The following is a 26,838-nucleotide window of genomic DNA, read 5'->3' as shown; positions in this document are numbered from 1 at the left end:
GAAAAAGAGTCGTCGCGCTGCGACATGCTGCTACCTGGTTATGCCAGGATTGAGTGGTATCCCTTGATGAGGTCTGGCTACCGTAAGCCATCAGGGGGCGTTGTATCAATAACCAGGAGTTACCAGGGTGCCGCACGAAACACTGTTAGATAATCAAGGCTGGTTTAAAAAGCTGGCGCGGCGTTTTGGTCCCGGTCATGTCGTCAACACCTGTTTTCTGATCGTAATGCTGTTCTCGACGCTACTTACCTGGCGGGAAGTGATGATACTGAAAGACGCGTATGTCGCCAGTCAGCGCAATCATCTGGGGAGCGTCGCGAATGTCCTTGACCGCCAACTGCAATTCAACATGGACAGGTTGATCTTTTTACGCAACGGTATGCATGAAGCGCTGGTGGCGCCGCTGGCTTTTTCCGCATTGCAAAGCGCGGTGACGCAGTTTGAGCAACGACGCGTCAGACATTTCTGGCAACTGGAGCTGGATAAGCGGCGGACATTGCCGTTATATGGCGTTTCCGATCAATTTGTCGCCCGGACGACGCTTCTTTCGCGGGAGAGTCGTGACCTGGCAAATGAATTAACCGCCACGCTGGAGTTAGGGTATCTGGCGCGTCTGGCGCGCTCATCCGCCATGCTGACGCTGGAGACGATGTATGTTTCTCGCTCAGGGTTTTACCTCTCAACTCTCCCTACGGCGTACGGTAGCGATATTGTCTCCCGTTACTATCAGTACGTGACCCAGCCCTGGTTTATCGAGCAAAGCCAACGGCGTAACCCACAGCGCGGCGTGCGGTGGTTTACCTCCGCACAGCCCTATGTTGCTGACGAGCAGAAAAAAGTGACAGCCAGTCTACCGCTGGATCACGATAATTACTGGTATGGCGTACTGGCAATGGATATTCCCGTCGCGTCATTACAGCGGTTCCTGCGCGATGCGGCCGAAAAGGATATTGAAGGGGAATATCAGCTATACGATAACCATCTCCGTTTGTTGACGGACTCCGCGCCGGAACAACAAACCGCGAATACGTTAAATGACCGTGAGCGCGCCTTACTGGCGCGTGAAATAGAAAAAGATACCCTGGGCGGGCTGCGTTTAGGAACGCATTATGTAAGCTGGGAGCGGCTGGATCATTTTGATGGCGTCCTGCTGCGCGTGCATACATTACGTGAAGGCATACAAGGGAATTTTGGCAGTATTAGTATCGCGCTGACGTTGTTATGGGTGCTTTTTACGGCGATGCTGTTGATCTCCTGGGGCGTTATTCGACATATGGTCAAAAACATGTTTGTTCTGCAAAATTCGCTGCAATGGCAGGCATGGCACGATCCGCTGACCCGGCTATATAACCGTGGCGCGCTGTTTGAAAAAGCGTCCAGGCTGGCAAAGCGCTACCGGGAAGCCCGCCAGCCATTTTCTGTGATACAGCTGGATTTAGATTATTTTAAAAGCGTTAACGATCGCTTTGGTCATCAGGCAGGCGATCGCGTGTTGTCCCATGCCGCTGGGCTCATTGGCAGCACCATTCGAGCGCACGACATCGCCGGACGGGTAGGGGGCGAAGAGTTTTGTATCGTGCTGCCCGGCGCGACGAAAACGCAGGCGCTGCAGATTGCCGAACGCATACGCCAGCGCATTAATGACAAAGAAATTCTGGTGACGAAAAGCACGACGCTTCGTATCAGCGCGTCAATGGGGATCAGTAGCGCGGAGGAATACGGCGACTATGATTTTGAGCAGTTGCAGTCGCTGGCCGACAAACGGCTTTATTACGCCAAACAGTCCGGACGTAACCGTATTTGCGCCAGCGACGCGACTCAGGAGCGGGAAAAGAAATAGTCCATTCCTTCGCGCCAGCCATCCGGCCCTTCGTTCTGGCTACGGTAGACGCGCTGAGGATCGTCGTTACGCAAATGTACGCCCTCCCGGTTTAGCCCTTTAACGACAACCGCATAATCCATCACATCCAGTAAGGGCGCATCATTGGGGCCGTCTCCTAGCCCCAACGTCAGAGGGCGCGTGCGCCACTGCCGACGATATGCTTCTATCAGCCAGTTGGCAGCCTGATCTTTACCGGCGGAGGCGTCCAGCACATGCCAGAAACGGGCGCCATGGACAAATTGCAGTCCCAGGTCATTTAAATGGGCGACAAACTGCGCCATGCGTTCATCGCTATCGCGCCAGATCAGCGACACCGACGCTTCATGCAGACGGGTTAGGGCAGACTGTGCCCGGTTTAGGCCCGTCCATTCGCTTATCACCTGATCGTCAACGTCATCAAACGTGGTGAACTTAAACTGTTCCTTTTCACGCAATTTATGCAGGACGAGGCGGATTTCGTTGTGAGAAATACCGGCAATCAGACGGGGATAGTTGGGATGGTCTTCCCAATGAACGTCCAGTTGGATCACCGCGCCGTTTTCCGCAATCAGCGGCAGTCCCTGTAGATTTAACGTCGTCTGGAGCTGGAGCATTTCAGCCGCGGTTTTACTGCTACAGAGGATCACGGGCACGCCGCTTTCATGCAGGCGAGTAAGCCAGGGGGCCGCGGGCTGCCACTCAAAAGTGTGGCTGTTCAGCAATGTGCCGTCCAGATCGGTAAAAATCAGCAAGGGGTCATGGATTGAGAGCATTTTTTCCTCATTTTCCGTTGCAACGGCGGGCTTATTTCCAGGAAAAGTCCTAAAGCACACCCGAAAGAAGTCGAACGCTAACTGGAACCGATCCCGTCGCTTCCAGGCAGCACATGCGTTGTCACACTTTTGCTACCGAACTATTAGCGTGCTTAATCATTCATGTAAAAAATATTTACTTGTCATGCAAAAAAATTGCAGATAAGGTAAATCTCACATCAGATTTCCTGGTGTAACGAATTTTCAAGTGCTTCTTGCATAAGCAAGTTTGATCCCGACCCGTAGGGCCGGGATTTTTTTCGGCCATTTTTAACGGTTTACTTCTGTTACACTAAAATCATGAATATCCAGCTCGAATGCTTCAGCTAATTCATGCCATGTATGATATTCCCGTCCGTCTACGCTCACCCGCTCAGGATCTTCCTGGCTACGGTGAACCTCGCTTTCGCTGATTTCATTGATGGCCGCCAGTAGCGCATCTACATCGACGCTCACTTCGCGCTTGGCCGTATCACTGTACTCTTTTGCCGTTTTCATCTTCACTACCTCACGGGTTCCTGACAGCCTAAGTATAGACCGTTGAGAAAACCAGCAAACACGCCGGCAAGGCGCTGTCAGACGCAGAAAATTGTTCTACACTGGCACAAAGCGACAGGAGGAAAATGATGAAGGTGAATGATCGGGTAACCGTTAAAACGGACGGCGGTCCCCGCCGACCGGGCGTGGTACTGGCAGTGGAAGAATTTAGTGAAGGCACAATGTACCTGGTTTCGCTGGAGGATTACCCGCTCGGCATCTGGTTCTTCAATGAGTCAGGTCACCAGGATGGTATTTTTGTCGAGAAGGCGGAGCAGGACTAATTGAGCCGGACTGGAGGTACATTGCCAGTCCGGATGTCTCAGCGCATGTTAACAAAAATGCCGTTAGTGACGTTATCTGTCAGCCGTACTACATGATAGATCACTTGTTTATTATGCGTTTTTATCTTTCTTTTTATATTCCCCTTATGGGAGGATACTGTTTTTGCTTTAATATTCATTCTGTCAGAAATCTGAATGGTTCCCTGACCTTCCATCCACATTCGCAACATGCTGGATTCAGTTCGACTTAACGATAATGTTGGTAAATTTATGGTTCCTGAAATACCCGACTCTTTTTTCAGAATATCGCCAAGAAGGGTATCCAGCGAGTCAGGTTTAATCGATTTTGAGCTAATCAATAAGTTTTTTCTTACTAATAAATATTCATCAAAATGCACATTAGCAATTGCCATAAAAACAATAAATAACGTGTCAGGATGTTGATTAATGATTTGCTTTATTTGTTGACTGTCTGAAGGCGTATGAATGAAACAGTCCTCATTAATAAACACCACCGAAGGCTGATGCGCGCCACAAGCGATAGCGAGTTCGTCAACGGTTTCGATGTCGTTGATTTCCCTTTTTTTCACCCCTCTGCTGACCAGATACCCGCTTAACCCTAGCCGGGTGTAACTGCATAAATCCATAATAATCGTTGACATGGCATACCCTCACTCAATGCGTAACGATAATTCCCCTTACCTGAATAACTCACCATAATCAGACGGAACACGAATAGTCACCTTAGACAACGCTTACGCGGTTTTTCAGGCGAACTTACTATCCCGTAAAGTTACATATAATTTGCCAGGAATCATCTTAAAGTAAAGTGAATGTTGCGTTATGTGAGTGAAGTAAAAACAAATAAGGGGCAGCGGATATATCCTGGTGAATGTTTTTTAAAATTTATTTTCGGATAAACCTTAGTAAAACAGGATAAAAATTATGGGTTATTATTTATCGGCATCTCGCTAACAATATCAGCAAGCAAATTGAAAATTTCGCTGAATAAATGTTCGCAAAACGGCGCAATTAATGGCATTAGCGCGGCCATCAGCATAATGCCGACGGTGAGGGTAAGCGGGAAACCGATAACAAATATCGAGAGCTGCGGCGCCATGCGGTTTAATAGCCCCAGCGCCAGGTTGAGCGTAAGCAGGAGGGTAATGACCGGCAATGCCAGCATCAGTCCGTTTAAGAAAATGAGTCCTCCGGCCCTGGCGAGCGCCATAAATGCATTACTGTTCACCGGGTTACTACCGATGGGCAGAGTGTGGAAGGTATCGACCAGCAGCGAAATAAGCCACAAATGGCCATTAAAGGTGAGAAACAGTAGCATGGCGAGCATATCCATAATACGCGCCAGAACCGGCATATTCAGGTGGCTGCCCGGGTCGACGAAGGTGGCAAAGGAAAGCCCCATTTGCAGACCGATAAACTCACCTGCGGTACGCACCGCCGCAAAGGCGAATTGCATGGTAAATCCCAGCGCAATACCGATCAGAATTTGTTGCATCGCCAGCCATAAGGCGGCAATAGAAAAAAGCGGCGTATCGTTTGCCGGTAGCGACGGCGCGATAACAAGGGTAATCATTATTCCCAACCCCAGTTTTACCCGCTTGGGAATAGCGCGCTCGCTGAGAATTGGCGCCGTTGAAATCAGCGCCAGTACGCGCAGCAAAGGCCAGAAATAGAGATGCAGCCAGTATAGCCATTGCTCGCTTGTAACCTGTATCATCGTTCTGTTTATCCGATGATATAAGGTAAATTGCTGAACAGAGTGCGCACGTAATCCAGCAGCAGGTTGAGCATCCACGGGCCGGCAACGATAATTGCGATGAATACCGCGACGATTTTAGGGATAAACGACAGCGTCATTTCATTAATCTGAGTCGCGGCCTGCAAGATGCTGATAATGAGGCCGGTAATCAGCGCGACGAGTAACAGCGGCGCAGCCAGGGCGAGAGCGACTTTCATCGCCTCGGTGCCCATCATCATGACGGATTCAGGAGTCATTTTGCGCCTCTAACTGTAAAAGCTTTGGGCCAGCGACCCCACAAGCAATTGCCAACCATCGACCAGCACAAACAGCATCAGCTTAAACGGCAGGGCGATTGTCGCTGGCGGCACCATCATCATCCCTAACGCCATCAATACGCTGGCGATCACCAGGTCGATAATCAAAAAAGGGATAAAAATCGTAAAACCGATCTGAAATGCCGTCTTTAATTCGCTGGTGACATAAGCGGGCAGGAGGATACGCATCGGTACTGCTTCCGGTCCCTGTAACGGACCGCTATTGGCCAGACGGGCAAACAGCGCCAGATCGGCTTCGCGGGTTTGGCGCAGCATGAACGCGCGTAACGGTTGCGCGCCTTTATCCAGCGCTTCCTGCATAGAAATTTTCTGCTCGCTAAACGGCTGGTAAGCGTCCACGTAAATCTTGTCAATGACGGGCGACATAATAAAAAAGGTCAAAAACAACGCCAGTCCGAGTAACACCTGGTTTGGCGGTGCCGAGGGCGTGCCCAGTGCGTTACGCAACAGGCCAAAAACAATGATGATACGCGTGAAGCTCGTCATCATCAGTAAAATCGCCGGCAGAAACGTCAGCGAGGTGATGAAAACCAGCGTCTGGACGGATAATGACCAGCTTTGGCCTCCGCCCGCTAATGGTTGGCTGATAAGCCCCGGCAGTTGCGCAGCGGCGGTGGGACTAAAAAGCCACAGACCCGCCAGAGAAAGGAATAACAAACGGCGCATCAGGATCTCCCGGAACGCTTGAGTAAGCTCTTCATCATGTTCTGGAAATCCGCCGGTGGGGCAACGGGTGCTTCCGTGTCATTCTCCGCGGGCGGAAGGGTGTGCAGCAGGTTGATCTGCGAGGCGGTCACGCCAAGTACCAGACGCGCATTTTCGACCTCGACAATCACCACGCGTTCGCGCGGGCCAAGCGAGGCGCTGGCTGACACCTTGAGTCCCCGGACGCTATTTCCTTTTGGCGCGAATCCCATACGCTTAATCACCCAGGCCGCCGCCAGAATGAGCGCAATAATGCCAATTAATGCGCCGCTCACCTGCATGAGCGGCGATCCGGCTGGCGCGGTGGGCTGAGAAACCGTGGCCTCTGTCTTCATCATTAACGACTCAAACGACGCATACGCTCGGATGGCGTAATAATATCGGTGATACGTACGCCGTATTTATCCGCCACGACGACCACTTCACCCTGGGCAATCAGGTAGCCATTAATCAGGATATCCAGCGGCTCGCCCGCCAGCCCGTCCAGCGCGACGACCGACCCCTGCGTCAGACGCAACAGTTCTTTAATGGTCATTCGCGTGCGGCCCAGCTCTACGGTCAGTTTGACCGGGATATCCATAATCAGATCGATATCCTGCATAGCACCGCTGACATCGCCGCCGCCAAGCTGTTGGAAAACCGCGTCGGCGGCGCTTTTATTGGTGGTCGCTTTTTGCTCGTTTAACGCGTCAGCCCACAGATCATCCAATGCGCCAGTATTCTCATCGGACGGATTATTCATGTCACTCATTTGGGCTGTTCCTCATTCAGCGAATTCAAAATTGGGTTGATCAAATGTTCTACGCGTAGCGCATACTGTCCGTTTACGGTGCCATATTGGCTGGTGAGTACCGGAACGCCGTCCACATGAGCAATAATGCGGTCGGGTTTTTCAATCGGCAGTACATCGCCGGGTTTCAGCTTCAAAATCTGGGAAAGACGTAACGGAATATCGGCAAAATTGGCTACCAGCTCCAGTTCAGAGTGCTGAACCTGGCGCACCAGGTTATCACGCCAGTTCTGATCTTCATGGCGCGAGTTTTCCAGCGGCGGATTCACCAACAGCTCACGCAGCGGCTCGATCATGCTAAATGGCAGACAGATGTTAAATTCACCGGTCAGATTGCCGATCTCCACATGAAACGGCGTATTGACGACGATATCGTTCGGCGAGGTGGTGATATTGGTAAATTTCACCTGCATTTCGGAACGCACATACTCCACTTCCAGCGGATTAATGGCTTTCCATGCGTCGCTATAGCCTTCCAGCGCCAGTTTCAGCATACGGTTGATGACACGCTGTTCCGTATGGGTAAACTCGCGGCCCTCGACTTTGGTCGGAAAACGGCCGTCGCCGCCGAACAGGTTATCGACGGCAATAAACACCAGACTCGGCGAGAACACCACCAGCCCGGTGCCGCGTAGCGGCTTCAGGTGGATCAGGTTCAGGTTGGTCGGTACCGGCAGGTTACGCGCAAATTCGTGATACGGCTGAATACGTATGGCGCCCACGGTAATATCCGGGCTGCGGCGCAGCAGGTTAAATAATCCCATCCGGAACTGGCGTGCGAAACGCTCGTTAATAATCTCCAGCGCCTGCAAGCGTTCACGCACGACGCGACGCTGGGTATTGGGATCGTAAGGGCGAATATCGCTATCGCTTGCGATACCGGGAGTGGGTTCGTCTTTGGTGTCGCTGTCGCCGTTCAACAGCGCATCGATTTCAGCCTGAGAAAGAATACTATCGCCCATATCGTTACCGCAGAATAAAAGCTGTATAAAGCACGTCAGTGACGACCTGTTTTGGTTGTCCGGCAACGAGTGGCGCGGCCAGCGTCTCTTTAATGGCGGCAATCAGTTTTTGTTTGCCAGCTTCTGTTGAGAGCTCGGCGGCATTCTGACGGGAAAACAACAACAGCAGACGGCTGCGCACTTCCGGCAGATATTCATTTAATCGCGCGCGCGTCGCTTCGTCTTTCAGACGCAGGGTCACGCCGATATACAACACGCGATCCGCATCGCCCAGATTGACGGTAAACGTATCCAGCGCAAAAAATACCGGCGCGGGCGGCGGAGCCGGTTCCGCTTTAGCGTTCGTGGTCGGTTGCTGCTGCATACGCCAGTAGCTATAACCGGCGGTCGCGCAGGCGGTGAGGGTAATCAACACCAGCAAAGGTATCCAAATCGAGCGTTTGCTCTTTTTGTTAATCGCGGAGTCAGTCATCTGATACGGGCTTCCTGTTTCGGTACTGCTTATTGGCTGATTATCCCGTGTCCTGTCCACGACAAAGCGTGGAAAAGACGCGGATAATCATGCTACCTCTGGCGTTAGGCGAAGATATCCACTGCGCCATTGCCGCGCGCGGCGGCCTGAAGCGAGGCCGGCGCCGCTAACGCTATGTCATCTTCAGCGCCAAACGCGTCCGTGTGTTGGGCGCGGGAAGACTGTTGTTGCGACGAAGACTGCTGCTGTCCGGCAAAGCTTTCGCTACTGATACTGCTTTGTCCCAACTGAATGCCGCTTTCCGCCAACTGAGTGCGTAACATGGGCAGGGCGGCTTCCAGCGCGGCGCGGACATGGCTGTGCGGCGATACCATCTGGAGCTGCGCCTGATTGTCATCCAGCTTGAGCGAAATATGCACCTGACCTAACTCTTCCGGATGCAATCGAAGCTGCGCGCTTTGCTGTCCCTGACGCGTAAATAACATGACCTGCTGACTGAACGTTTGCTGCCATTCATGGCTGCCTAACGGCGCGCTGAGTACCGGGGCTGAGGCGACAGGTAGCGGTTGCGCCGTGGCGCTGCTGAGCGTCGGCATTGCCGCGCCATGCGTTACTGGCGCGGGCGGGCTATCCACCTCCACTTTCGCGCTGGTCGCGGCGGCAGCGACCACCAGCGGCGTCAGTGATGGCCCCGTGGCGCGATCGTCGCTGGCGCGCGCAAGCGACGCCTCGGTTTTCCCTTTTTCATGCTCGCTAAAAGAGAGCGTATGTGTCTCTTCCTGCGGCGCCGATGGCATGTCGCCGCGCAACAGTGACGGCAAGGCGATGTGATTTTCAGCCGGCGTCTCTCCGGCGACAGGCGTCGCGACAGGTTGTCCGGGCAGCATGGCGAATAAGGCGCTCAGACTGGCAAGATCCTCATCGCTCAGCGCGGGCGTTTTCTCATCATGCTGCGCCGTTTTACTCAATGCGGCCAGAGCGCTGGTTTTCAACGATGGCGTTAGCGTAGACAGTAGATGCTGCGCTTGTGTCAGATCGGTAAGCGTTTCATCCGTCGCATTCGCTTTTTGCGCCAGCAGGTCGGCAAGCTTCACCGCCTGGCCCGGCTCGCCATGTTGGGTCAGTAGCTCTTTCGATAACTTGCCGCCTGCCGCCTGTAAATCGGCCAGCGTGATGCGGGCGTCTTTGCCCTGTGCGCCGTCTGCGCCTAACGCGCCCGCCAGGAGCGCCAGAAAGTCCTCGGCTGAACCGGTGGTTTTTCCTGACGTCAGACCCGCGGTCATGTCGGTATCGGTGGTGATCAGTTGGGGCAGGGTGATCATTCGGGTTTCCTCATTGCTGCACGCTGAGCAAATTCATCCATCTTTTTCTGATCCATGCGGTTTTCAGCTAACAGCGCTGCCGCGGTTTGTCGGTCCTGTAAGGTTTGCCAGGCCTGAAGTCGCTGCTTTTTCTCACGCCAGCTCTTCAGCGCCAGGTCGACTTTTTGCGTCCACTGCGTAAGCTGGAGGCGATGCTGCTCTATCGCCTTTTCCAGTGTCTGAATAAACTGCTGATAGTTGATCCAGCGATTACTGGCGATGCCGTTGCCCATATCGGTGTTCAAATTACTGCGATACTCATTCTGATAATCGATCAGCATTTTGAGCTGTTCTTCCGCCTGTTGGCAGCCGCGACGCATTTCGCCCAGTAAACGCGCCGCGTCATCTACCTCTTTTTCGGCCAGATCTTTGAGTGTTTCCAGAGCGCCATGTTGTGCCATGATCGTCGCCCTCCTGCTTTATCACACCGTCGGGAAAATTAAATCGAGCGCCTGCAGAGAGTCTTCCCAGTCGGCCCGTTCAAAAATGCCTTGCTGTAAAAACGCTTCCAGTTGCGGCCATAAGGTAATGGCTTTATCGAGCATCGGATCGCTGCCTTTGGCATAAGCGCCGACGCTGACCAGATCGCGGTTACGCTGGAAACTGGAAAGCAACTGTTTAAATAGCCGTACCCGCGCATAGTGCTGCTCGGTAATGAGCGCGGTCATCGCCCGGCTGATTGACGCCTCGATATCAATGGCCGGATAGTGCCCGGCCTCCGCCAGACGGCGGGACAAGACAATGTGCCCGTCGAGGATTGCGCGTGCTGAGTCGGCAATGGGATCTTGTTGGTCGTCCCCCTCGGTCAACACGGTATAAAACGCGGTGATAGAGCCGCCGCCATGGATACCATTACCGGCACGCTCGACCAGCGCCGGTAGCTTTGCGAACACCGAGGGCGGATAACCTTTGGTGGCTGGCGGTTCGCCGATTGCCAGCGCAATTTCACGCTGCGCCATCGCATAGCGCGTCAGCGAATCCATAATCAGTAACACATGCTGTCCGCGATCGCGAAAGTCTTCGGCGATGCGGGTGGCATAGGCGGCGCCCTGCATTCGCAGCAGCGGCGAAACATCCGCCGGGGCGGCAATCACCACCGAACGCGCGCGACCGTCGGGGCCGAGAATATTTTCGATAAAATCTTTAACTTCGCGGCCACGTTCGCCGATAAGTCCCACGACAATCACGTCCGCCCGCGTGTAGCGCGCCATCATGCCAAGCAGAACCGACTTACCGACGCCGGAACCGGCAAAGAGTCCCATACGCTGGCCGCGCCCTACGGTTAACAACGCGTTGATAGCGCGTACGCCGGTATCCAACACATGTTCGATTGGCGTTCGCTGTAGCGGGTTAAACGGCGGCGTGATTAACGCGCCGGTTTCCAGCGTATCCGGCGCAGGCAGTCCGTCGAGCGGTTTACCGCCGCCATCCAGCACCCGACCAAGCAGAGCCGGGCCGAGCGGTAACTGTTTGCCGCTTTGCAGACCGTCGCCATGCCCGTTACGGGCGTAAACGCGGGCACCGGGCAGAATGCCTTCGACCTCTTCCAGCGGCATTAAAAACAGACGCTGGCCGTTAAAACCGACGACTTCCGATTCCACCTCTTTGGTTTCAGGGCCGTCCTGGCGCTCAATAATGCAGGTGGCGCCCAGCGGAAGCTGGAGACCGGTGGCCTCCAGTACCAGGCCCGTGGCGCGGGTTAAACGTCCATAACGACGCACCGCCGGCAATAACGCCATTTTTGCTTCAAAGTTGTCGAGCGCAGTAAGCCAGCGGGTCAGGCGCGTGGTCATCAGAGCACTCCCGGTGCCGCCAGGCGACACAACTCTTGCCAGCGAGTAGCGACGCTGGCGTCCAGATCGCCCTCATCGGCAGAGACTTTACATCCGCCGTGATGCAACGTTGGATCGCCGCGTAACCGCCATCCGTGAAGGCTGAGCGTGGCGCCCAGCATCTCTTCCACCCGCTGTAAGTCGTCCGGATGCACGCGCAACTGCGGCTTGCCGCTAAAGAGCGGCTCTTGCTGCAACAGTTGTTGGATCTGTTTAATCAGCGCCGAGTTGTCCACCGCCGGCGTTTGGCCGATGACCTGACGCGCAGCCTCCAGGGCCATTTGCATCAGCCGTGAGGCGATAACGCTATCGAGCGCGTCAAGCGTGTTCTGAAACTCGCTCACTAACTGCTGCATACGGGCATGAATCGGCGCCTGCTGCGTCTGCGCCTGAGCTTGTCCTTGCTCCAGCCCCTGCGCTAACCCTTCCTGGTATCCCTGCGCGTGTCCTTTTTGCCGTCCCTCCGCCAGCCCGGCGTTATAACCTTGTTCATGGGCCTGTATTTTTAACTGCGCCAGCTCCTGCTCCAGCTGCTGTTCGGCAGTGAGTTCGGGCTCCGGCGTATCGTCTGTCAAGGTCACGTTATCAGCCTCAACCGGCACAAACGTCTCCGGCGGCGGGGCGAGATCGTCGGGGGTCCAGACTTGCCACGGCAATTCATTAGACATAGGTATCCTCGCCGCTGCCAATCACCATTTCGCCGGTTTCCGCCAGACGACGCACAATAAGCAGAATCGCTTTCTGCTCGTTTTCCACCTGAGACAGACGAACCGGGCCACGGTTGGCAAGGTCGTCGCGCAGGATATCGGCGGCGCGCTGGGACATATTGCGCAGGAACTTCTCGCGTAATGGCGGTTCGGCGCCTTTCAGAGCGATCAGCAGCGATTCGGAATCCACTTCCTGCAACAGACGCTGGATACTGCGATCGTCCACATCCACCAGATTTTCGAACAGGAACATCTCGTCGATGATTTTCTGCGCCAGTTCACCGTCGAATTCGCGCACAGCGGTAATAACCGCTTCTTCCTGCTGCGTTTTCATCAGGTTGATAATTTCCGCCGCGGTTCTTACGCCGCCCATTTTGCTGCGTTTCAGGTTCTGACCGTCGAGCAGGCCATTCAGCACTTCGGTCAACTCCGCCAGTGCCGCCGGCTGTACGCCGCCAAATGTCGCGATACGCAGCATCACATCATGACGCAGACGTTCGTCAAACAGCGCCAGAATATCGGCGGCCTGACTGCGTTTGAGGTGGACCAGAATGGTGGCGATAATCTGCGGGTGTTCATCGCGAATCAGGTCGGCGGCGCTCTGCGGTTCCATAAAGTTGAGCGTTTCGATACCGCTGGTGGTATCGCGCGTTTCCAGAATATCTTCCAGCAGGCTGGAGGCGCGTTCTTCGCCCAGCGCTTTAACCAGTACGGAGCGCAAGTATTCGTTGGCGTTAATATTCAGCGCGGCGAACTGCTCCGCTTCTTGCTCAAACTCTGATAGTACGTCCGTCAGTTGTTTGTTGGAGATCTGACGCACGTTAGCCATCGCCGTACTTAGCGCCTGCACTTCGCGGGTGGAGAGGTGTTTAAACACCTCTGCCGCCCGGTCTTCGCCAATGGTCATCAACAAAATGACGCTTTTATCGGTACCGCTAAGATTACTCATGATCGTTACTCATCCACTGGCGAATGACCAGCGCCACCACGCGCGGATCGTTGTCTGACATTTCGCGAATACGCTGGCTCATCACCTCAGCGCCCAGACGCTGGTTAGCCCGGCGTTGCTGGAGCTGCTCGTCTTTGCTAAGGCGTACTTCCACGGCTTCTTCGGTTTCCTGACGAACCTGCGCCTGTTCCTGCGCCGCTTTCGTTTCTTCAACACGGCGCGTCAACTGCGGACGTACCGCTTTGCGCCACAGAATCCAGGCCACCACCAGCACCAGTAACCAGCGACCTGCCGCGAGCAACTGATCGATAAAGGACTGCTGTTGCCAGAAGGGCAGTTCGCCGCCAGTGTTATCCACTGCGCTAAACGGTGAATTCACCACGTTTAGCGTATCGCCGCGTTTATCGGAAAAACCCATCGCTTCACGGGTTAAATCCTCGATCTGTTTCATCTGATCGGCGGTCAATGGCAGCGGTTTGCCATCTGCCAGCGTTTTGTAATTCACCACGACAGCTACGGAGAGACGCTCAATATCGCCCACATTCATTTTGGTGTGACGAATGGTGCGGTCCACTTCGTAGTTACTGGTTTCATTACGCTGTGTATTGCGCGGGCCAGCGCTGTTACTGTTAGTACTGGTGCTGGTTTGTGGCGTATTCTGCGCGTTTTGTTGATTGGTCGGCGGCGTGGCGATCGGCGCCTCGTTAGGCGGCGCTGGTTGGTTCGACAGCGCGCCAGGCACGCCGCCGGGATAGCCCGCGCCTACCTGTTCGCTAATATTCAACTGACGTGAACGCAGGGTGGCCTTCGACGCATCGCCGTTCGGGCTGTAGTGCTCTTCCGTCTGTTCTTTATTGGCAAAATCCAACTGGGCGGTTACCTGAGCGTGAACATTACCGTTCCCGACGATAGGCGACAGAATGGCTTCGATACGGCGTTGGATGCGGCTTTCCACATCATTAGCAAATTTTAATTGCGCGTCATTAAGGTCGCGACCGCTGGTATTGGATTGCGTGAGCAGATGACCGGATTGATCGACCAGAGTGACGTTTCCTGGCGGCAAACCGGCGACAGCGCTGGAAACCAGATGTACCACGGCGCTAATTTGTCCTTCATCCAGCGCCCGTCCCGGTTCCAGTGTGACGGTGACGGAGGCGGAAGGGGATTTTTGTTCACGCACAAATAGCGACGGCTTTGGCATCGCCAGGTGAACACGGGCGCTTTTTACCGGACCCAGCGTCTCGATCGTCCGGGCCAGTTCACCTTCCAGCGCGCGCTGATAATTCACCTGCTCGCTGAACTGACTGATACCGAATTTTTCCTGATCAAGCAGTTCAAAGCCTACCGCGCCGCCTTTAGGCAGCCCCTGCTGCGCCAGACGCAGACGCAGTTCATGCACTTTGTCGGCGGGCACTTCAATCGCGCCGCTGCCATTGGCAAAGCGATAGGGGATATTCATCTGGGTCAACTGCGCGACGATCGCGCCGCCGTCCTGATCGGAAAGGTTGCTAAATAGCGTGCGGTAATCGGGCGTTTTGGCCCACAGCACCATCGCAACGACGATCGCCACGGTAGCGGAACCCGCCACAATTAACGGAATTCGGGGATTCGCGCGTAGGCGATTAAGCCACTCGAGAGGTTTAGGTTGGGTTGCAGTCGATGCAGTCGCACTCATCTCGCACCTCGTGACTGATCGTGGACGGCGTTTTTTGCAAAGTGGAACAAGACTCACTCCCGGGTCAGCAAACTCGAAAAATTGACGGTCTCATTATTTGTGGTTTCGAATTTTTCTATGCGCTAAAAACCGAGGTTTTTTATCGTTATTTAACGCCTTTATCTTATTGACAAACTGGTAATCTCTGCTGCGTAAAAAATCATCCAGGGGAATAGCATGGCAGCAATACAGGGGATTGAAGGGGTTATTAGCCAGTTACAGGCGACGGCGATGGCCGCGCGCGGGCAAGACACGCACTCGCAGTCGACGGTGAGTTTTGCCGGCCAGCTACATGCTGCGCTGGATCGTATTAGCGACAGACAAACGGCGGCGCGCGTTCAGGCAGAAAAATTCACTCTGGGTGAGCCGGGCATTGCGCTTAATGACGTAATGGCCGATATGCAAAAAGCGTCCGTCTCCATGCAAATGGGGATTCAGGTGCGCAACAAGCTGGTCGCCGCGTATCAGGAAGTCATGTCCATGCAGGTTTAAGCCAGAGCTGACAACACATCCGCAGCGAACTCCCGGGCGCTTACCTACGTCAGCGGCGGGGGACGCGACGCCCATGCAACCAGTGCGTGATTATGTGGGCTTGTTTTTGCGAGGCGCGCTCATTTTATTGATAAGCGGGTTGCACATTGTTGCAGGGACTTATTAAAAATAGGGTACGCCTGTTTACTGACGCCATTCATTCCTACTATTCGTTCTGACGCTATTGTCATTGAGTTTGCAATCCAGAATGTTCCTGCAATATATGCGCCGTTGCGATAATACACGGTAAATTCTTTATTAATGCCTGGAATATCTGTTTCATGGAGATCCAGTATATACCCATACGGGGACAGATTATCAGCGAGACAGCGGGCAATGGCGCTCGGATGTGCATTGACCACTGTGACGGGTGAGTAACGGGCAGCGGCAAGACAGACGACTCCAATAATGGAGATGAAAATAAATTTTATCATTTTTTTGGCTTCTGCTGTGCATAAATAAATCATCACCTGATAATGTCAGTGAGTAAAAATATAAATACCTGATAGTCTTTTATGACGTAGAGGGAAAATAATAATTGTTTTATGTTTTGCTTAAAATAACCCTGGATTTTTCATCGGCTCAGACAAAATTAAAACGGTATACGTTATATAATAGATTTATGCCACGGCGCACAAGACGACCTTGTCTGATTTCTTTTATGCGTTGTAGATTTTTGCCGGTTACGCCGTAAAAGGTCTCCCGCCGTAACGTACAGCGGGAGCATGCGTTTATTTTTGAATCAGATAACGAATTGTCGGGCCATCCTGCTGGATATCCAGCACTGTATAGCCGTGATTGCGCGCATCCAGCGGAATATTATTAATGGACTGCGGACAGTCGCTCACCACCTCCAGGATCTCACCTTTTTTTAACTGCGGCATCGCTTCCAGAGTGGCGACCGCCGGGTATGGACAAGGTTCGCCAACCATATCCAGACGGTAATCAGGGACGATATTTTTCATACAGATTCCTTAGCAGGCGTCAGACCCGCACGGCGGAAAAAACGTTTTTCCCAGCCGATAATTAACATCAGCGCGGTAAATAACAACAGGTAGGTGACCAGCAGACCGCCCAGCGGACCAAAGGTATTCAGCAGGTTAACTTTATCCCAACTGGTCGCCAGAGCGGGCGCGAAATCATCCCAGTAGTAAGCCAGGATGGTCGAACCGATGACATTGCCGAGGCCCACCCACCAGTAATGCACCTGGCCTTCTACGGCGCGGTACATCCAGCCGGTTTCGCAGCCGCCCGCCAGCACGATGCCAAAACCGAACAGCAGTCCGCCAATGACCGCATTCGGGCCAGCCCACATAATTTTAGGTGCAACGCCCAACTGCACGTAGCTGAAAATACCAATAGCGCTGACCGCCATGCCGAAAATAATCGCTTTCGCCATATGGGCGCGTCCGGAGATCCACAGATCGCGAAAGGCCGAAGTAAAGCAGATTTGCGCGCGCTCGATCAGCAGCCCAAACCCGACGCCGAACAGCATCGCCAGCCCCAGTTTCGGCTGATGCATTGCCGTTAATAACGCCCAGCCAATCATGCCGATAAAGACCAGCATACCGAGCCTGAAACGCCGTCTTGCCTGATCCGGTTTCTGCGTCAGTGGTGAAGCCGCGGAGACCTTCTGCATTTTCACCGGTATGCGAAATATCGGCAGCAACGTAAAGCGGGCGCCGAACCAGGAGCCGATAGCGGTCGCCAGCGCAAAGAACCACGCGTGTAGGGAGAACTGCGGGATCCCGGTAAAAAAGGCGGCCAGGTTACACCCCATCGCCAGACGCGCGCCGAAGCCAGCGATCATGCCTCCGACCACCGCCTGTACGATACGGATTCGGCTGCGCGGCATACGCAGTTTTACGTTGTTGGCCCACAGCGCCGCGGCGAAGCAGCCGCCGAACATGCCGAGGATCATCATGCCGTCGATACGCGTCAGCGGCGTACCTTCCAGATGAATCATCTTGTAGTAGCCCCACTGTTCGGCATGAACGCCAAAAAGCTGCAAAATTTGCCCGCCCCAGCGGGTAAATTCGCCCGTCACGGCCCAGAACGTGCCGGTGATGCCAAAATAGTAGGTAGAGAGAATACCGGCTGCGATCACCGCAGGGGCCGGCGCCCAGAATTTAATTAACCAGGTTTGCTTGAAGTGTTGCCATGACATGTGTTTAGCCTCTGAACTCAGAAGGTGTGAAACAAGAAGTGCGCATACTACACCGATCACAGAATTTGCCTACACCTAATAAGCGGTAATACCGACTGGATCAAATTGCGGTCAGCGCCTGGAAAGGCTGGCGGCGTCAGGGCTTTAATGCCACAATTCCTCTTTCTTCTGATGCAGGATGAATGATGAAAAAAGTAGCGATCGTTGGCGCATTGCTGGTTCTGGCCGGATGCGCCGAGGTGGAAAACTATAATGATGTGGTGAAAACGCCCGCGCCGGCCGGTCTGGAAGGGTACTGGCAGTCAAAAGGCCCGCAACGTAAGCTGGTGAGCCCTGAAGCTATCGCCAGCCTGGTAGTGACTAAAGAAGGCGATACGCTGGACTGCCGCCAGTGGCAGCGCGTTATTGCTCTGCCGGGTAAGCTGACCATGCTCTCCGATGACTTAACCAATGTTACGGTTAAGCGTGAGCTCTATGAAATTGAGCGCGACGGGAATACCCTGGAATATGATGGCATGACGCTGCAACGGGTCGCTCGTCCGACGCCGGAGTGTGCCGCCGCGTTAGAAAAAACGCCGCTGCCGACGCCGCTGCCGTAATTTCGCTTCCCGGCAGCGCTCTGCCGCCGGGAACGCTCATCACACGTCCTCAATGACCCACACGCTGACGCTGCCTGCGTTGCAGAAGAACGTCGCTTCGCCTTGATCATTAGTTACAACATGCTCACTGCGGTTTCCCAGAAAATCACGCCAGGTCTTGTTAGCGTAATTGTCGCCGAGCAGGAGGGTTTTTTCACCGTCGTCGCCATTGGAAAGTACAACCACACAGCCCGGATTCTCTTCAGTACCGCTGCGACTAAAGGCGATACAGTTAGGATGATCGAAAAAGAGAGTTTGTATACCGTGCGCAAAACGCTGACGAGCGAGGATCAGCCGATCCAGTTGGTTAATCACCGGCATGTCGACCCGACAGGTCTCGCCATTTTCGCCGCTATCCTCATAGCTGGCGCCGTATAAATCGGGATAAAACACCGACGGTACGCCGTTTTCACGAAGCAGGATCAGCGCATAGGCCAATGGTTTGAACCAGGGTTCTACCGGCGCTTCCAGCGCCTGTAACGGTTGTGTATCGTGGTTAGCGACCAGTGTCACCGCATGAAAAGGGTCGGCTTCTACCAGCGTGCCGGTGAATATGTGGCGCATGTCATACTCCGCGCCCTGGCGCGAGGCTTCGTGAAATTTCATCTGCAACGGCGCGTCGAACAGCATGGTTTTCCCGTCGACCTGATCGATGTACGTTTGCAGTTTATCTACTTCATGCGACCAGTATTCTGCGACAATAAACAGCGGTTTTGGCGCAACCGCCTGTACATGCTCAATCCATTCTTTATAAAACCAGGCGGGTATATGTTTTACCGCGTCCAGGCGAAAGCCGTCACAGTGGGTTTGTTCCATGACCCAACGAGCCCAATATTTAATCTCTTCCGTAACCGCGTGATTGCGAAAATCGATATTTTCCCCCATCAGATAGTCGAAATTACCCATCTCGTCATCAACCTGATCGTTCCAGCCATCGCCGGTATAGTCATTGACGATCTTAAAAATCCCGTCTTCGTCGGGATTCTCGATGTGATCAATGCCGCTGAAACAGTGATAGTCCCAAATAAAGTTGGAATACTGGCCCGCGCGGGCAGGGAAGGTGTAGCGCGTCCAGCCTTCGCATTCAATGATGTTGTCATCGATTTGCGTGCGGTCATCCTGATTCACGCGCTGAACGCGAATACGTTCTTTTTCGTCTGCGCCCATTTTGTGGTTCACGACGACGTCGAGCAGCACCGCAATATTATTTTTTTTGAGCGCGTCTATCGCCGTCAGTAACTGGCGTTTATCGCCGTACTTTGTCGCGATAGTTCCTTTTTGGTCAAATTCGCCGAGGTCAAACAGGTCGTAGGTATCATAGCCTACGGAATAGCCGCCGGAGGCGCCTTTACAGGCGGGCGGTAGCCAGACCATATTGATACCGATATCATTCAGCCCATCAGCACGTTCCGCCAGCTCAGACCAGAGTTTACCGCCGTCGGGATAATACCAGTGGAAGTACTGCAATAAAGTGGGGTTTTTCATCTTCCGTGCTCCAGAAGTCGTTTAGCCGACCTCTGGAGTATGGAAGAATTTTCATACGAGACGGGAAAATATTATGAGGCGCCAGGCGCGTCTGGCACGAGTAACATACCGGAAAGACGGCCATAAGCGTTGTTGAGTGATTTTTGGCGGGTGGATTGTCCGATCAAACTACTGAGTTCATCCAGTCGCTGTTGCAGCAGCCCTTTCAGGAGCTGCTCATTATCCAGCGTTTGTTTGATGTATCCGGCGACCATATCCTGAATACTTCGCGTAATGCCCGGTGGAGTTTGCTTTTCCATCACCGTTTCAATACTTTGCAGATAGGAGACCTCTTGTTGCAGTAAGAGATCCCATTCACCTCGCTGCGCAAGTTCAAGCAGCGATTGACTGAGCAGCGCAATACGCTGCCAACGGTTGATAAACTCCACGGTTGAGGTCATTAACGAGACTCCTGGAAAGATGCTTTCGGTGAAATCTGTTTCCAGGCTTCTGCAATATTGCTGAGTAACCCTTCCACTTCTTCGATGGCCTGAGCGTCGTTACGCAAATTAGCCTGCAGTAAACGGCGAATCATATAGTCGTATAGCTCGGAAAGATTCGTCGCAATCTCACCGCCTTTTTCCTGATCGAGGCCGGCTTTCAGCCCGTTATCGATAATATTGATGGCTTTGCTTAACGCTTCACCTTTCGCGACAACATCGCCTTGTTCTAAAAACAGGCGAGCGCGCACCAGAGCGCTATTCGCGCCATCAAACAACATTTCAATCAACTGATGCGGGCTGGCGCTCATCACGGCGCTTTCCACGCTGACTTGCGCATAAGCTTTGATACCGCTCGCGGTGTACATGGTAACCTCTGTTATCAGGACTTGTTCATAGCATTAAATTGCTGGGTCAAATAAGTACTGGTGTTATTCAGTTTACTCATCATGGTATCCAGTTGGGTAAACTGGGCCTTGTAACGGGCAACGGTGTCGTCAATGCTACTGCTGACGGTCAGATATTGCTTAGTCAGCTTTTTCAGCGTGGCGTTAATACTGTCCTGGGCGCTGTCAATAATGCCGTCATCGGCCAGATAACTTTTCACTTCGGTGGCAATTTTGGTGGTGATCCCCGTTTCTTTACCATCACCTACCAGCAGCTCACGTACAGAAGCGGTATTTTCATCCAGCGCTTTTTTAAGCTTGGTATCATCAATTTTTAGTTTTCCGGTGGTACCATCAGAAGTAATACCAATTTCATTCAGGGTCTTAAATGTACCTGTACTTGCACCATTAGCGAACTGAGCGCGGATTCCAGTTTGAATCGTTCGCACCACGGTATCTCCAAGTAGTGCACCGTTGTTTTTGTCCTGTTCTTCAGCCCCTGGATCAACCTCTGTATATTTTGTTAATGAACTAAAGGTATCAAGCAGCGAGTTGTAGGCATCAACCCAACCTTTGACGGCTTCGGTCGCCTTTTCATTATCTTTTGTGACAGTAATACGGGCGTCTTTTACTTCTTTGGTTAGTTCAAGCGTCACACCTTGTGGAGCGTCAGTGATTTTATTACTTGGTCGCTCAATATCAATGCCGTTAACGGTTAACAAAGCATTATCTGCAGCAACCAGTTGCTTCATTTTGCCCGTGCCAGTACTACTATCATAGGACAACAGATCGCTGAGTTTGCTATCGCCTTCCACAGAGATAGTCATTTGATTATCCGTGCCACTATCTGCGGTCAGTACAAGCTGATAATCGCCTTCTTTAACTTTAACGATACTGGCGGAAATACCACTGTCAGCATCATTAATGGCGTCACGGATGCCCTCTAAAGAGGTTTGATCTTTAGTGAGCTTGATTTCAAGTGGTTCTTTACGGCCTTTCTGTTCAATTTTTATGGTACGGCTGTCAGATGTGGTATCTCCCAGCACTTCTTTGGTGGATGTAATTTTGGTTGCTGTACTCAAAGATTGTGCTTGTGCTAACTGAGTTACGCTAACCACATAAGTTCCAGGTGCGGCCCCAGCTTCCGTCGAGACTTTCAGGTCTTCTGTACTGCTGGTGACATTCGTACTTTTAAACAGATCGGCTTTATTTAACGCCGTGTTTGCTGTTTGAAACTTCTCCAGTGCACTTTTTAAAGTACCGTATGCCGTTAGACGGGCCGTATTAGCGCTCTGCTGCTGTGTGATCGGCGTTAAGCGTCCTTTTTCAGCGTTGGTCAGTTTAGTCAGCAGTGAATCCAGAGGTAAGTTTGACCCTACACCTAATGATGAAATTGAAGCCATGCCATCTTCCTTTCGATTGCAAACAGTAGTTAAACGCGTTATCGGCAATCTGGAAGCAAAGTTTAATGATAATTTTGCAAAAATAATGCGTGGAATAATGATGCATAAAGCGGCTATTTCGCAGGCTAAGAAAAAGATCGGGGGAAGTGAAAAATTTTCTAAAGTTCGAAATTCAGGTGCCGATACAAGGGTTACGGTGAGAAACCGTGGGCAACAGCCCAATAACATCAAGTTGTAATTGATAAGGAAAAGATCATGGCACAAGTCATTAATACAAACAGCCTGTCGCTGTTGACCCAGAATAACCTGAACAAATCTCAGTCCTCACTGAGTTCCGCTATTGAGCGTCTGTCTTCCGGTCTGCGTATCAACAGCGCGAAAGACGATGCGGCAGGCCAGGCGATTGCTAACCGCTTCACTTCTAATATCAAAGGTCTGACTCAGGCTTCCCGTAACGCTAACGACGGCATTTCTATTGCGCAGACCACTGAAGGCGCGCTGAATGAAATCAACAACAACCTGCAGCGTGTGCGTGAGTTGTCTGTTCAGGCCACTAACGGGACTAACTCTGATTCCGATCTGAAATCTATCCAGGATGAAATTCAGCAACGTCTGGAAGAAATCGATCGCGTTTCTAATCAGACTCAATTTAACGGTGTTAAAGTCCTGTCTCAGGACAACCAGATGAAAATCCAGGTTGGTGCTAACGATGGTGAAACCATTACCATCGATCTGCAAAAAATTGATGTGAAAAGCCTTGGCCTTGATGGGTTCAATGTTAATGGGCCAAAAGAAGCGACAGTGGGTGATCTGAAATCCAGCTTCAAGAATGTTACGGGTTATGACACCTATGCAGCGGGTGCCAATAAATATCGTGTAGATATTAATTCAGGTGCTGTAGTAACTGATGATGCAGCACCGGATAAAGTATATGTAAATGCAGCAAATGGTCAGTTGACAACTGACGATGCGGAAAATAACACTGCGGTTAACCTATTCAAGACGACTAAATCTGCTGCTGGTACCGATGAAGCCAAAGCGATAGCTGGTGCCATTAAGGGTGGTAAGGAAGGAGATACCTTTGATTATAAAGGCGTGACTTTTACTATTGATACAAAAACTGGTGATGACGGTAATGGTAAGGTTTCTACTACCATCAATGGTGAAAAAGTTACGTTAACTGTCGCTGATATTGCCACTGGCGCGACGGATGTTAATGCTGCTACCTTACAATCAAGCAAAAATGTTTATACATCTGTAGTGAACGGTCAGTTTACTTTTGATGATAAAACCAAAAACGAGAGTGCGAAACTTTCTGATTTGGAAGCAAACAATGCTGTTAAGGGCGAAAGTAAAATTACAGTAAATGGGGCTGAATATACTGCTAACGCCGCGGGTGATAAGGTCACCTTAGCTGGCAAAACCATGTTTATTGATAAAACAGCTTCTGGCGTTAGTACATTAATCAATGAAGACGCTGCCGCAGCCAAGAAAAGTACCGCTAACCCACTGGCTTCAATTGATTCTGCATTGTCAAAAGTGGACGCAGTTCGTTCTTCTCTGGGGGCAATTCAAAACCGTTTTGATTCAGCCATTACCAACCTTGGCAATACGGTAACCAATCTGAACTCCGCGCGTAGCCGTATCGAAGATGCTGACTATGCAACGGAAGTTTCTAATATGTCTAAAGCGCAGATTCTGCAGCAGGCTGGTACTTCCGTTCTGGCGCAGGCTAACCAGGTTCCGCAAAACGTCCTCTCTTTACTGCGTTAATCCGGCGATTGATTCACCGACACGTGGTACACAATCAAGGCAGCGAAAGCTGCCTTTTTTAATTCCGGAGCCTGTGTAATGAAAGAAATCACCGTCACTGAACCTGCCTTTGTCACCCGCTTTTCCTGTTCTGGCTCGGCCTGCCGCGATCACTGTTGTAAGGGCTGGAAAATCACGCTGGATAAGACGACGGTCAAAAAGTACCTTACCAGCAAGGATGTAACCATCAGAGAGATTGCCAAAAATAGTATTATTCTTTTAAAGAAAGACCCAAATAACTGGGGGGAGATTAAATTACCATCTGGGACAGGAAGCTGCCCTTATCTGGATGACGATCGTCTGTGCAAGGTACAAAAAACACTGGGGGCTAAAGCATTAAGTTATACCTGCACTACGTTTCCGCGGGTGTTCCATACTTATAAAAACGAGGTACGACATTCTCTAAGCCTTGCTTGCCCGGAAGTGACTGCGCATATTTTAAACGATGCTGATGCGGTAACACTCAATGAAAAGGCGATCATTCAGCAGAAGTACAATACCGCGCCGCTATTCTCCCCACAGCAAAAACTACTTAACTTGTTTTGCCTGAGTTTGATTAACCATGCTGCCAGCAATCCGGATGCGGCATTATACGCGTTGATCAAGTTTGTAATGTACGTGCAGAAGTTTCCCCGGATTGATGACGCTGCATTAGGGGAGATTGAGCAAGTGTATGGCACGTTAGTTTCCCAGTTGCAGTCCGGTTCGTTAACTCAGGAACTCGCTAATATTACGCCGGATAAGAAATTCAAAACATCCCTGGTATTGTTGATGCAGGATTATTTCAGGGCTCTCCCACCGAGCAGAGGAAGCTATGTCCTCGATCACTACATCCAGTGTCTTCTGCGGGTGCTGACGGCGGAAGAGGGCGTTTCAATGGAGCAGAAGGTGAGCGATATTGAGTCCTCATTAGCGCGCTGTTTACAGGCGGATGAGCAGCAGAAGAACTGGGCCTTCAGAAATTTAATTCTCTATAAAATTTGGGAAAATAATTTCCCCAACCAGCCGAATGTCGACCCGTTACGCGCGCTGTATATTATCGTGGCGGAATATGCCTTTATTAAGCTATTAACGGCAGCCAGCGTGTATGAGCGCGGGCGTCTTGAGTGGGATGACGTTACTAATATTGTGTATAGTTTTCACTCCCGCAGCCAGCATAACAGCGAGGTGGCGGCGAATTTTCATCGCCATATAGAAACGGTGCGTACTGGCGACGATCTGTCGATGATTCATCTTCTGACATAGTTTTGTTCGGGGTGGGCTTTTGCGCATCCCGTTTATCCTATCTGGCTGATTTTATTCTGCTCTTTGAGCCGCTAAAAAGGCGCTACAGGTTACATAAGTGAAATAACCCTTCTTTTATAGCCTTATTCCTTCGATAGAACCTTCTGTAGAAACGGATAATCATGCCGATAACTCATTTAACGCAGGGCTGTTTATCGTGAATTCACTGTATACCGCTGAAGGTGTAATGGATAAACACTCGCTGTGGCAGCGTTATGTACCGCTGGTGCGTCACGAAGCATTGCGCCTGCAGGTGCGATTGCCGGCGAGCGTGGAACTGGACGATCTGCTACAAGCGGGCGGCATCGGGTTATTAAATGCGGTCGACCGATATGACGCTTTGCAAGGAACGGCATTTACCACTTACGCAGTGCAGCGTATTCGTGGGGCGATGCTGGATGAATTACGCAGCCGCGATTGGGTGCCGCGTAGCGTCCGGCGTAATGCCCGCGAAGTGGCGCAGGCGATGGGACAACTGGAGCAGGAACTGGGGCGTAATGCGACGGAAACCGAAGTGGCGGAACGTCTTGGCATCCCTGTTGCGGAGTATCGTCAGATGTTGCTCGATACCAACAACAGCCAACTTTTCTCTTACGATGAGTGGCGGGAAGAGCATGGCGATAGCATCGAACTGGTGACTGAAGAACATCAACAGGAAAACCCGTTACATCAACTGCTGGAGGGCGACCTGCGACAGCGGGTAATGGATGCGATTGAATCGCTGCCGGAACGCGAGCAACTGGTGTTAACGCTGTATTACCAGGAAGAGCTCAATCTCAAAGAGATTGGCGCAGTACTGGAAGTCGGCGAATCGCGGGTCAGCCAGTTGCATAGTCAGGCCATCAAACGATTACGCACCAAACTGGGTAAGTTATAGGTCGCGCATGGTCGCACCCGAAAAGTGCCGCACAACGTATAGACTACCAGGAGTTCTCATGACGGTGCAGCAACCTAAAAGGCGGCCCTTGAGCCGCTATCTTAAAGACTTTAAACACAGCCAGACGCATTGCGCGCATTGTCACAAATTGCTCGACCGCATTACGCTGGTTCGCCGTGGCAAGATCGTTAATAAAATCGCTATTTCACAGCTGGATATGCTACTTGACGACGCTGCCTGGCAGCGGGAGCAGAAGGAGTGGGTGGCGCTGTGTCGCTTTTGCGGCGATTTGCACTGCAAAAAGCAGAGTGATTTTTTCGATATTATCGGTTTCAAGCAGTATTTGTTTGAACAAACCGAGATGAGCCATGGCACGGTGCGGGAATATGTTGTGCGTTTACGACGTCTTGGCAACTACCTCAGCGAGCAAAACATTTCCCACGATCTGCTGCAGGACGGTTTTCTCGATGAAAGCCTGGCGCCATGGTTGCCGGAAACCAGCACCAATAATTACCGTATCGCACTACGTAAATACCAGCAATATAAAGCGCATCAGCAGATTGCGCCCAGACAGAAATCCCCCTTTACCGCCAGTTCTGATATATATTAAAAAAGCATAAGATGTAGCAGAGTCGTGTTGGTGAAACGTGGCAAACCTTCTACATTAGGCTGAGTCCCCCAAAGGTTCGCGAG

Annotated in this window: 32 protein-coding genes; 9 read left to right on the top strand and 23 right to left on the bottom strand. The window is 52.0% G+C overall.

Going from position 1 to position 26,838, the window contains the following annotated elements; genetic code table 11:
* The first annotated feature begins 127 nt into the window (after window positions 1–127).
* Window positions 128–1,840: a cellulose biosynthesis regulator diguanylate cyclase DgcQ gene (dgcQ, locus tag NA624_RS16810; RefSeq protein ID WP_001119830.1), complete on the top strand. Its 1,713-nt coding sequence runs from the start codon at window positions 128–130 to the stop codon at window positions 1,838–1,840.
* On the opposite strand, the gene NA624_RS16805 is transcribed toward dgcQ, so the two are convergent.
* Together NA624_RS16805 and yodD are read right to left on the bottom strand one after the other, a co-directional pair.
* A complete protein-coding gene (locus tag NA624_RS16805; RefSeq protein ID WP_000948788.1) occupies window positions 1,819–2,634 on the bottom strand; it encodes a mannosyl-3-phosphoglycerate phosphatase-related protein in 816 nt (271 codons plus the stop codon). The two genes, dgcQ and NA624_RS16805, sit on opposite strands and share 22 nt — an antisense overlap.
* A gap of 309 nt (window positions 2,635–2,943) precedes the next feature.
* Window positions 2,944–3,171, bottom strand: coding sequence for a YodD family peroxide/acid resistance protein (gene yodD, locus NA624_RS16800; protein WP_000844798.1), 228 nt, complete (start codon window positions 3,169–3,171; stop codon window positions 2,944–2,946).
* A 128-nt stretch (window positions 3,172–3,299) separates the two neighbouring features.
* Between yodD and dsrB the strand changes: the two genes are divergently transcribed.
* Window positions 3,300–3,494 (top strand): protein DsrB, encoded by a 195-nt coding sequence (gene dsrB, locus NA624_RS16795; protein WP_000867218.1) that lies wholly within the window; start codon window positions 3,300–3,302, stop codon window positions 3,492–3,494.
* Window positions 3,495–3,532: 38 nt separating this feature from the next.
* On the opposite strand, the gene rcsA is transcribed toward dsrB, so the two are convergent.
* The 14 genes from rcsA to fliF form a co-directional block, all read right to left on the bottom strand.
* Window positions 3,533–4,156 carry a transcriptional regulator RcsA gene (gene rcsA, locus NA624_RS16790; protein WP_000103974.1) on the bottom strand — a complete coding sequence of 208 codons (624 nt, stop codon included), beginning with the start codon at window positions 4,154–4,156 and terminating at the stop codon, window positions 3,533–3,535.
* A 281-nt stretch (window positions 4,157–4,437) separates the two neighbouring features.
* Window positions 4,438–5,232 carry a flagellar biosynthetic protein FliR gene (gene fliR / locus NA624_RS16785; protein WP_000616953.1) on the bottom strand — a complete coding sequence of 265 codons (795 nt, stop codon included), beginning with the start codon at window positions 5,230–5,232 and terminating at the stop codon, window positions 4,438–4,440.
* An 8-nt stretch (window positions 5,233–5,240) separates the two neighbouring features.
* On the bottom strand, window positions 5,241–5,510 hold the full coding sequence (fliQ, locus tag NA624_RS16780; RefSeq protein ID WP_000187355.1) for a flagellar biosynthesis protein FliQ: 270 nt from the start codon (window positions 5,508–5,510) through the stop codon (window positions 5,241–5,243).
* A gap of 9 nt (window positions 5,511–5,519) precedes the next feature.
* Window positions 5,520–6,257 carry a flagellar type III secretion system pore protein FliP gene (gene fliP / locus NA624_RS16775; protein ID WP_001253413.1) on the bottom strand — a complete coding sequence of 246 codons (738 nt, stop codon included), beginning with the start codon at window positions 6,255–6,257 and terminating at the stop codon, window positions 5,520–5,522.
* Window positions 6,257–6,634, bottom strand: a complete 378-nt coding sequence (fliO, locus tag NA624_RS16770; RefSeq protein WP_000978276.1) for a flagellar biosynthetic protein FliO — start codon at window positions 6,632–6,634, stop codon at window positions 6,257–6,259. The genes fliP and fliO overlap by 1 nt, the downstream gene beginning before the upstream one ends.
* Window positions 6,634–7,047 (bottom strand): flagellar motor switch protein FliN, encoded by a 414-nt coding sequence (gene fliN, locus NA624_RS16765; RefSeq protein ID WP_001282111.1) that lies wholly within the window; start codon window positions 7,045–7,047, stop codon window positions 6,634–6,636. Before fliN ends, fliO begins: the two co-directional genes overlap by 1 nt.
* Window positions 7,044–8,048: a flagellar motor switch protein FliM gene (gene fliM / locus NA624_RS16760; protein ID WP_000502811.1), complete on the bottom strand. Its 1,005-nt coding sequence runs from the start codon at window positions 8,046–8,048 to the stop codon at window positions 7,044–7,046. Before fliM ends, fliN begins: the two co-directional genes overlap by 4 nt.
* A gap of 4 nt (window positions 8,049–8,052) precedes the next feature.
* Window positions 8,053–8,520 (bottom strand): flagellar basal body-associated protein FliL, encoded by a 468-nt coding sequence (fliL, locus tag NA624_RS16755; protein WP_000132174.1) that lies wholly within the window; start codon window positions 8,518–8,520, stop codon window positions 8,053–8,055.
* A 104-nt stretch (window positions 8,521–8,624) separates the two neighbouring features.
* Window positions 8,625–9,842: a flagellar hook length control protein FliK gene (gene fliK / locus NA624_RS16750; RefSeq protein ID WP_000631672.1), complete on the bottom strand. Its 1,218-nt coding sequence runs from the start codon at window positions 9,840–9,842 to the stop codon at window positions 8,625–8,627.
* The gene (fliJ, locus tag NA624_RS16745; RefSeq protein ID WP_000046981.1) at window positions 9,839–10,282 is read right to left on the bottom strand and encodes a flagellar export protein FliJ; all 444 of its coding nucleotides are present in this window, start codon (window positions 10,280–10,282) and stop codon (window positions 9,839–9,841) included. Before fliJ ends, fliK begins: the two co-directional genes overlap by 4 nt.
* 21 nt (window positions 10,283–10,303) lie before the next feature.
* The gene (fliI, locus tag NA624_RS16740; protein WP_000213257.1) at window positions 10,304–11,674 is read right to left on the bottom strand and encodes a flagellar protein export ATPase FliI; all 1,371 of its coding nucleotides are present in this window, start codon (window positions 11,672–11,674) and stop codon (window positions 10,304–10,306) included.
* Window positions 11,674–12,381, bottom strand: coding sequence for a flagellar assembly protein FliH (gene fliH / locus NA624_RS16735; protein WP_000064158.1), 708 nt, complete (start codon window positions 12,379–12,381; stop codon window positions 11,674–11,676). Before fliH ends, fliI begins: the two co-directional genes overlap by 1 nt.
* Window positions 12,374–13,369, bottom strand: coding sequence for a flagellar motor switch protein FliG (fliG, locus tag NA624_RS16730; protein WP_000067735.1), 996 nt, complete (start codon window positions 13,367–13,369; stop codon window positions 12,374–12,376). The genes fliH and fliG overlap by 8 nt, the downstream gene beginning before the upstream one ends.
* Window positions 13,362–15,044, bottom strand: a complete 1,683-nt coding sequence (gene fliF / locus NA624_RS16725; protein WP_001276840.1) for a flagellar basal-body MS-ring/collar protein FliF — start codon at window positions 15,042–15,044, stop codon at window positions 13,362–13,364. Before fliF ends, fliG begins: the two co-directional genes overlap by 8 nt.
* A gap of 216 nt (window positions 15,045–15,260) precedes the next feature.
* On the opposite strand from fliF, the gene fliE reads away from it, so the two are divergent.
* Complete coding sequence (fliE, locus tag NA624_RS16720) at window positions 15,261–15,575, top strand: flagellar hook-basal body complex protein FliE (RefSeq protein WP_000719037.1); 315 nt, start codon at window positions 15,261–15,263, stop codon at window positions 15,573–15,575.
* A 119-nt stretch (window positions 15,576–15,694) separates the two neighbouring features.
* Here fliE and NA624_RS16715 read toward each other — a convergent pair whose 3' ends face one another.
* The 3 genes from NA624_RS16715 to yedE all read right to left on the bottom strand — a co-directional run bounded on the left by NA624_RS16715 (window position 15,695) and on the right by yedE (window position 17,838).
* Complete coding sequence (locus NA624_RS16715) at window positions 15,695–16,081, bottom strand: hypothetical protein (RefSeq protein ID WP_000639595.1); 387 nt, start codon at window positions 16,079–16,081, stop codon at window positions 15,695–15,697.
* Between the two features lie 264 nt (window positions 16,082–16,345).
* Entirely contained in the window at window positions 16,346–16,579 is a 234-nt protein-coding gene (yedF, locus tag NA624_RS16710; protein ID WP_000790504.1) for a sulfurtransferase-like selenium metabolism protein YedF, read from the bottom strand.
* Window positions 16,576–17,838: a selenium metabolism membrane protein YedE/FdhT gene (yedE, locus tag NA624_RS16705; RefSeq protein WP_323754798.1), complete on the bottom strand. Its 1,263-nt coding sequence runs from the start codon at window positions 17,836–17,838 to the stop codon at window positions 16,576–16,578. The genes yedF and yedE overlap by 4 nt, the downstream gene beginning before the upstream one ends.
* A 128-nt stretch (window positions 17,839–17,966) precedes the next feature.
* On the opposite strand from yedE, the gene yedD reads away from it, so the two are divergent.
* On the top strand, window positions 17,967–18,380 hold the full coding sequence (gene yedD, locus NA624_RS16700) for a lipoprotein YedD (protein WP_000754694.1): 414 nt from the start codon (window positions 17,967–17,969) through the stop codon (window positions 18,378–18,380).
* Window positions 18,381–18,419: 39 nt separating this feature from the next.
* Here yedD and amyA read toward each other — a convergent pair whose 3' ends face one another.
* The 4 genes from amyA to fliD form a co-directional block, all read right to left on the bottom strand.
* Window positions 18,420–19,904, bottom strand: a complete 1,485-nt coding sequence (amyA, locus tag NA624_RS16695; RefSeq protein WP_000795489.1) for an alpha-amylase — start codon at window positions 19,902–19,904, stop codon at window positions 18,420–18,422.
* 71 nt (window positions 19,905–19,975) lie between these two features.
* Window positions 19,976–20,344 (bottom strand): flagella biosynthesis regulatory protein FliT, encoded by a 369-nt coding sequence (fliT, locus tag NA624_RS16690; RefSeq protein WP_000204899.1) that lies wholly within the window; start codon window positions 20,342–20,344, stop codon window positions 19,976–19,978.
* The gene (gene fliS, locus NA624_RS16685; RefSeq protein ID WP_000287764.1) at window positions 20,344–20,751 is read right to left on the bottom strand and encodes a flagellar export chaperone FliS; all 408 of its coding nucleotides are present in this window, start codon (window positions 20,749–20,751) and stop codon (window positions 20,344–20,346) included. The genes fliT and fliS overlap by 1 nt, the downstream gene beginning before the upstream one ends.
* A 14-nt stretch (window positions 20,752–20,765) precedes the next feature.
* Window positions 20,766–22,172 (bottom strand): flagellar filament capping protein FliD, encoded by a 1,407-nt coding sequence (fliD, locus tag NA624_RS16680; protein WP_000146816.1) that lies wholly within the window; start codon window positions 22,170–22,172, stop codon window positions 20,766–20,768.
* Here fliD and NA624_RS16675 point away from each other — a divergent pair.
* From NA624_RS16675 to fliZ, 5 genes are all read left to right on the top strand, one after another.
* The gene (locus NA624_RS16675; protein ID WP_001141165.1) at window positions 22,171–22,410 is read left to right on the top strand and encodes a hypothetical protein; all 240 of its coding nucleotides are present in this window, start codon (window positions 22,171–22,173) and stop codon (window positions 22,408–22,410) included. The two genes, fliD and NA624_RS16675, sit on opposite strands and share 2 nt — an antisense overlap.
* Window positions 22,411–22,427: 17 nt before the next feature.
* The gene (locus NA624_RS16670) at window positions 22,428–23,945 is read left to right on the top strand and encodes a flagellin N-terminal helical domain-containing protein (RefSeq protein ID WP_000079838.1); all 1,518 of its coding nucleotides are present in this window, start codon (window positions 22,428–22,430) and stop codon (window positions 23,943–23,945) included.
* 78 nt (window positions 23,946–24,023) lie between these two features.
* Complete coding sequence (fliB, locus tag NA624_RS16665) at window positions 24,024–25,229, top strand: flagellin lysine-N-methylase (RefSeq protein WP_000659244.1); 1,206 nt, start codon at window positions 24,024–24,026, stop codon at window positions 25,227–25,229.
* 196 nt (window positions 25,230–25,425) lie between these two features.
* Window positions 25,426–26,145 (top strand): RNA polymerase sigma factor FliA, encoded by a 720-nt coding sequence (locus NA624_RS16660; protein WP_001087453.1) that lies wholly within the window; start codon window positions 25,426–25,428, stop codon window positions 26,143–26,145.
* A 58-nt stretch (window positions 26,146–26,203) separates the two neighbouring features.
* The gene (gene fliZ / locus NA624_RS16655; protein WP_000218080.1) at window positions 26,204–26,755 is read left to right on the top strand and encodes a flagella biosynthesis regulatory protein FliZ; all 552 of its coding nucleotides are present in this window, start codon (window positions 26,204–26,206) and stop codon (window positions 26,753–26,755) included.
* The last annotated feature ends 83 nt before the right edge of the window (window positions 26,756–26,838 follow it).

The organism is Salmonella sp. NW38, assembly GCF_051807745.1.
Classification (GTDB): Bacteria; Pseudomonadota; Gammaproteobacteria; order Enterobacterales; family Enterobacteriaceae; genus Salmonella; species Salmonella enterica.
This window is presented reverse-complemented; position numbering and strand designations above follow the sequence as displayed.

Coding starts and splice junctions, on each gene's coding strand:
- NA624_RS16805 (WP_000948788.1), bottom strand. CDS start 2,634: ATGCTCTCAATCCATGACCCCTTGCTGATTTTTACCGATCTGGACGGC.
- yodD (WP_000844798.1), bottom strand. CDS start 3,171: ATGAAAACGGCAAAAGAGTACAGTGATACGGCCAAGCGCGAAGTGAGC.
- dsrB (WP_000867218.1), top strand. CDS start 3,300: ATGAAGGTGAATGATCGGGTAACCGTTAAAACGGACGGCGGTCCCCGC.
- rcsA (WP_000103974.1), bottom strand. CDS start 4,156: ATGTCAACGATTATTATGGATTTATGCAGTTACACCCGGCTAGGGTTA.
- fliR (WP_000616953.1), bottom strand. CDS start 5,232: ATGATACAGGTTACAAGCGAGCAATGGCTATACTGGCTGCATCTCTAT.
- fliQ (WP_000187355.1), bottom strand. CDS start 5,510: ATGACTCCTGAATCCGTCATGATGATGGGCACCGAGGCGATGAAAGTC.
- fliP (WP_001253413.1), bottom strand. CDS start 6,257: ATGCGCCGTTTGTTATTCCTTTCTCTGGCGGGTCTGTGGCTTTTTAGT.
- fliO (WP_000978276.1), bottom strand. CDS start 6,634: ATGATGAAGACAGAGGCCACGGTTTCTCAGCCCACCGCGCCAGCCGGA.
- fliN (WP_001282111.1), bottom strand. CDS start 7,047: ATGAGTGACATGAATAATCCGTCCGATGAGAATACTGGCGCATTGGAT.
- fliM (WP_000502811.1), bottom strand. CDS start 8,048: ATGGGCGATAGTATTCTTTCTCAGGCTGAAATCGATGCGCTGTTGAAC.
- fliL (WP_000132174.1), bottom strand. CDS start 8,520: ATGACTGACTCCGCGATTAACAAAAAGAGCAAACGCTCGATTTGGATA.
- fliK (WP_000631672.1), bottom strand. CDS start 9,842: ATGATCACCCTGCCCCAACTGATCACCACCGATACCGACATGACCGCG.
- fliJ (WP_000046981.1), bottom strand. CDS start 10,282: ATGGCACAACATGGCGCTCTGGAAACACTCAAAGATCTGGCCGAAAAA.
- fliI (WP_000213257.1), bottom strand. CDS start 11,674: ATGACCACGCGCCTGACCCGCTGGCTTACTGCGCTCGACAACTTTGAA.
- fliH (WP_000064158.1), bottom strand. CDS start 12,381: ATGTCTAATGAATTGCCGTGGCAAGTCTGGACCCCCGACGATCTCGCC.
- fliG (WP_000067735.1), bottom strand. CDS start 13,369: ATGAGTAATCTTAGCGGTACCGATAAAAGCGTCATTTTGTTGATGACC.
- fliF (WP_001276840.1), bottom strand. CDS start 15,044: ATGAGTGCGACTGCATCGACTGCAACCCAACCTAAACCTCTCGAGTGG.
- fliE (WP_000719037.1), top strand. CDS start 15,261: ATGGCAGCAATACAGGGGATTGAAGGGGTTATTAGCCAGTTACAGGCG.
- NA624_RS16715 (WP_000639595.1), bottom strand. CDS start 16,081: ATGATTTATTTATGCACAGCAGAAGCCAAAAAAATGATAAAATTTATT.
- yedF (WP_000790504.1), bottom strand. CDS start 16,579: ATGAAAAATATCGTCCCTGATTACCGTCTGGATATGGTTGGCGAACCT.
- yedD (WP_000754694.1), top strand. CDS start 17,967: ATGAAAAAAGTAGCGATCGTTGGCGCATTGCTGGTTCTGGCCGGATGC.
- amyA (WP_000795489.1), bottom strand. CDS start 19,904: ATGAAAAACCCCACTTTATTGCAGTACTTCCACTGGTATTATCCCGAC.
- fliT (WP_000204899.1), bottom strand. CDS start 20,344: ATGACCTCAACCGTGGAGTTTATCAACCGTTGGCAGCGTATTGCGCTG.
- fliS (WP_000287764.1), bottom strand. CDS start 20,751: ATGTACACCGCGAGCGGTATCAAAGCTTATGCGCAAGTCAGCGTGGAA.
- NA624_RS16675 (WP_001141165.1), top strand. CDS start 22,171: ATGCCATCTTCCTTTCGATTGCAAACAGTAGTTAAACGCGTTATCGGC.
- fliD (WP_000146816.1), bottom strand. CDS start 22,172: ATGGCTTCAATTTCATCATTAGGTGTAGGGTCAAACTTACCTCTGGAT.
- NA624_RS16670 (WP_000079838.1), top strand. CDS start 22,428: ATGGCACAAGTCATTAATACAAACAGCCTGTCGCTGTTGACCCAGAAT.
- fliB (WP_000659244.1), top strand. CDS start 24,024: ATGAAAGAAATCACCGTCACTGAACCTGCCTTTGTCACCCGCTTTTCC.
- fliZ (WP_000218080.1), top strand. CDS start 26,204: ATGACGGTGCAGCAACCTAAAAGGCGGCCCTTGAGCCGCTATCTTAAA.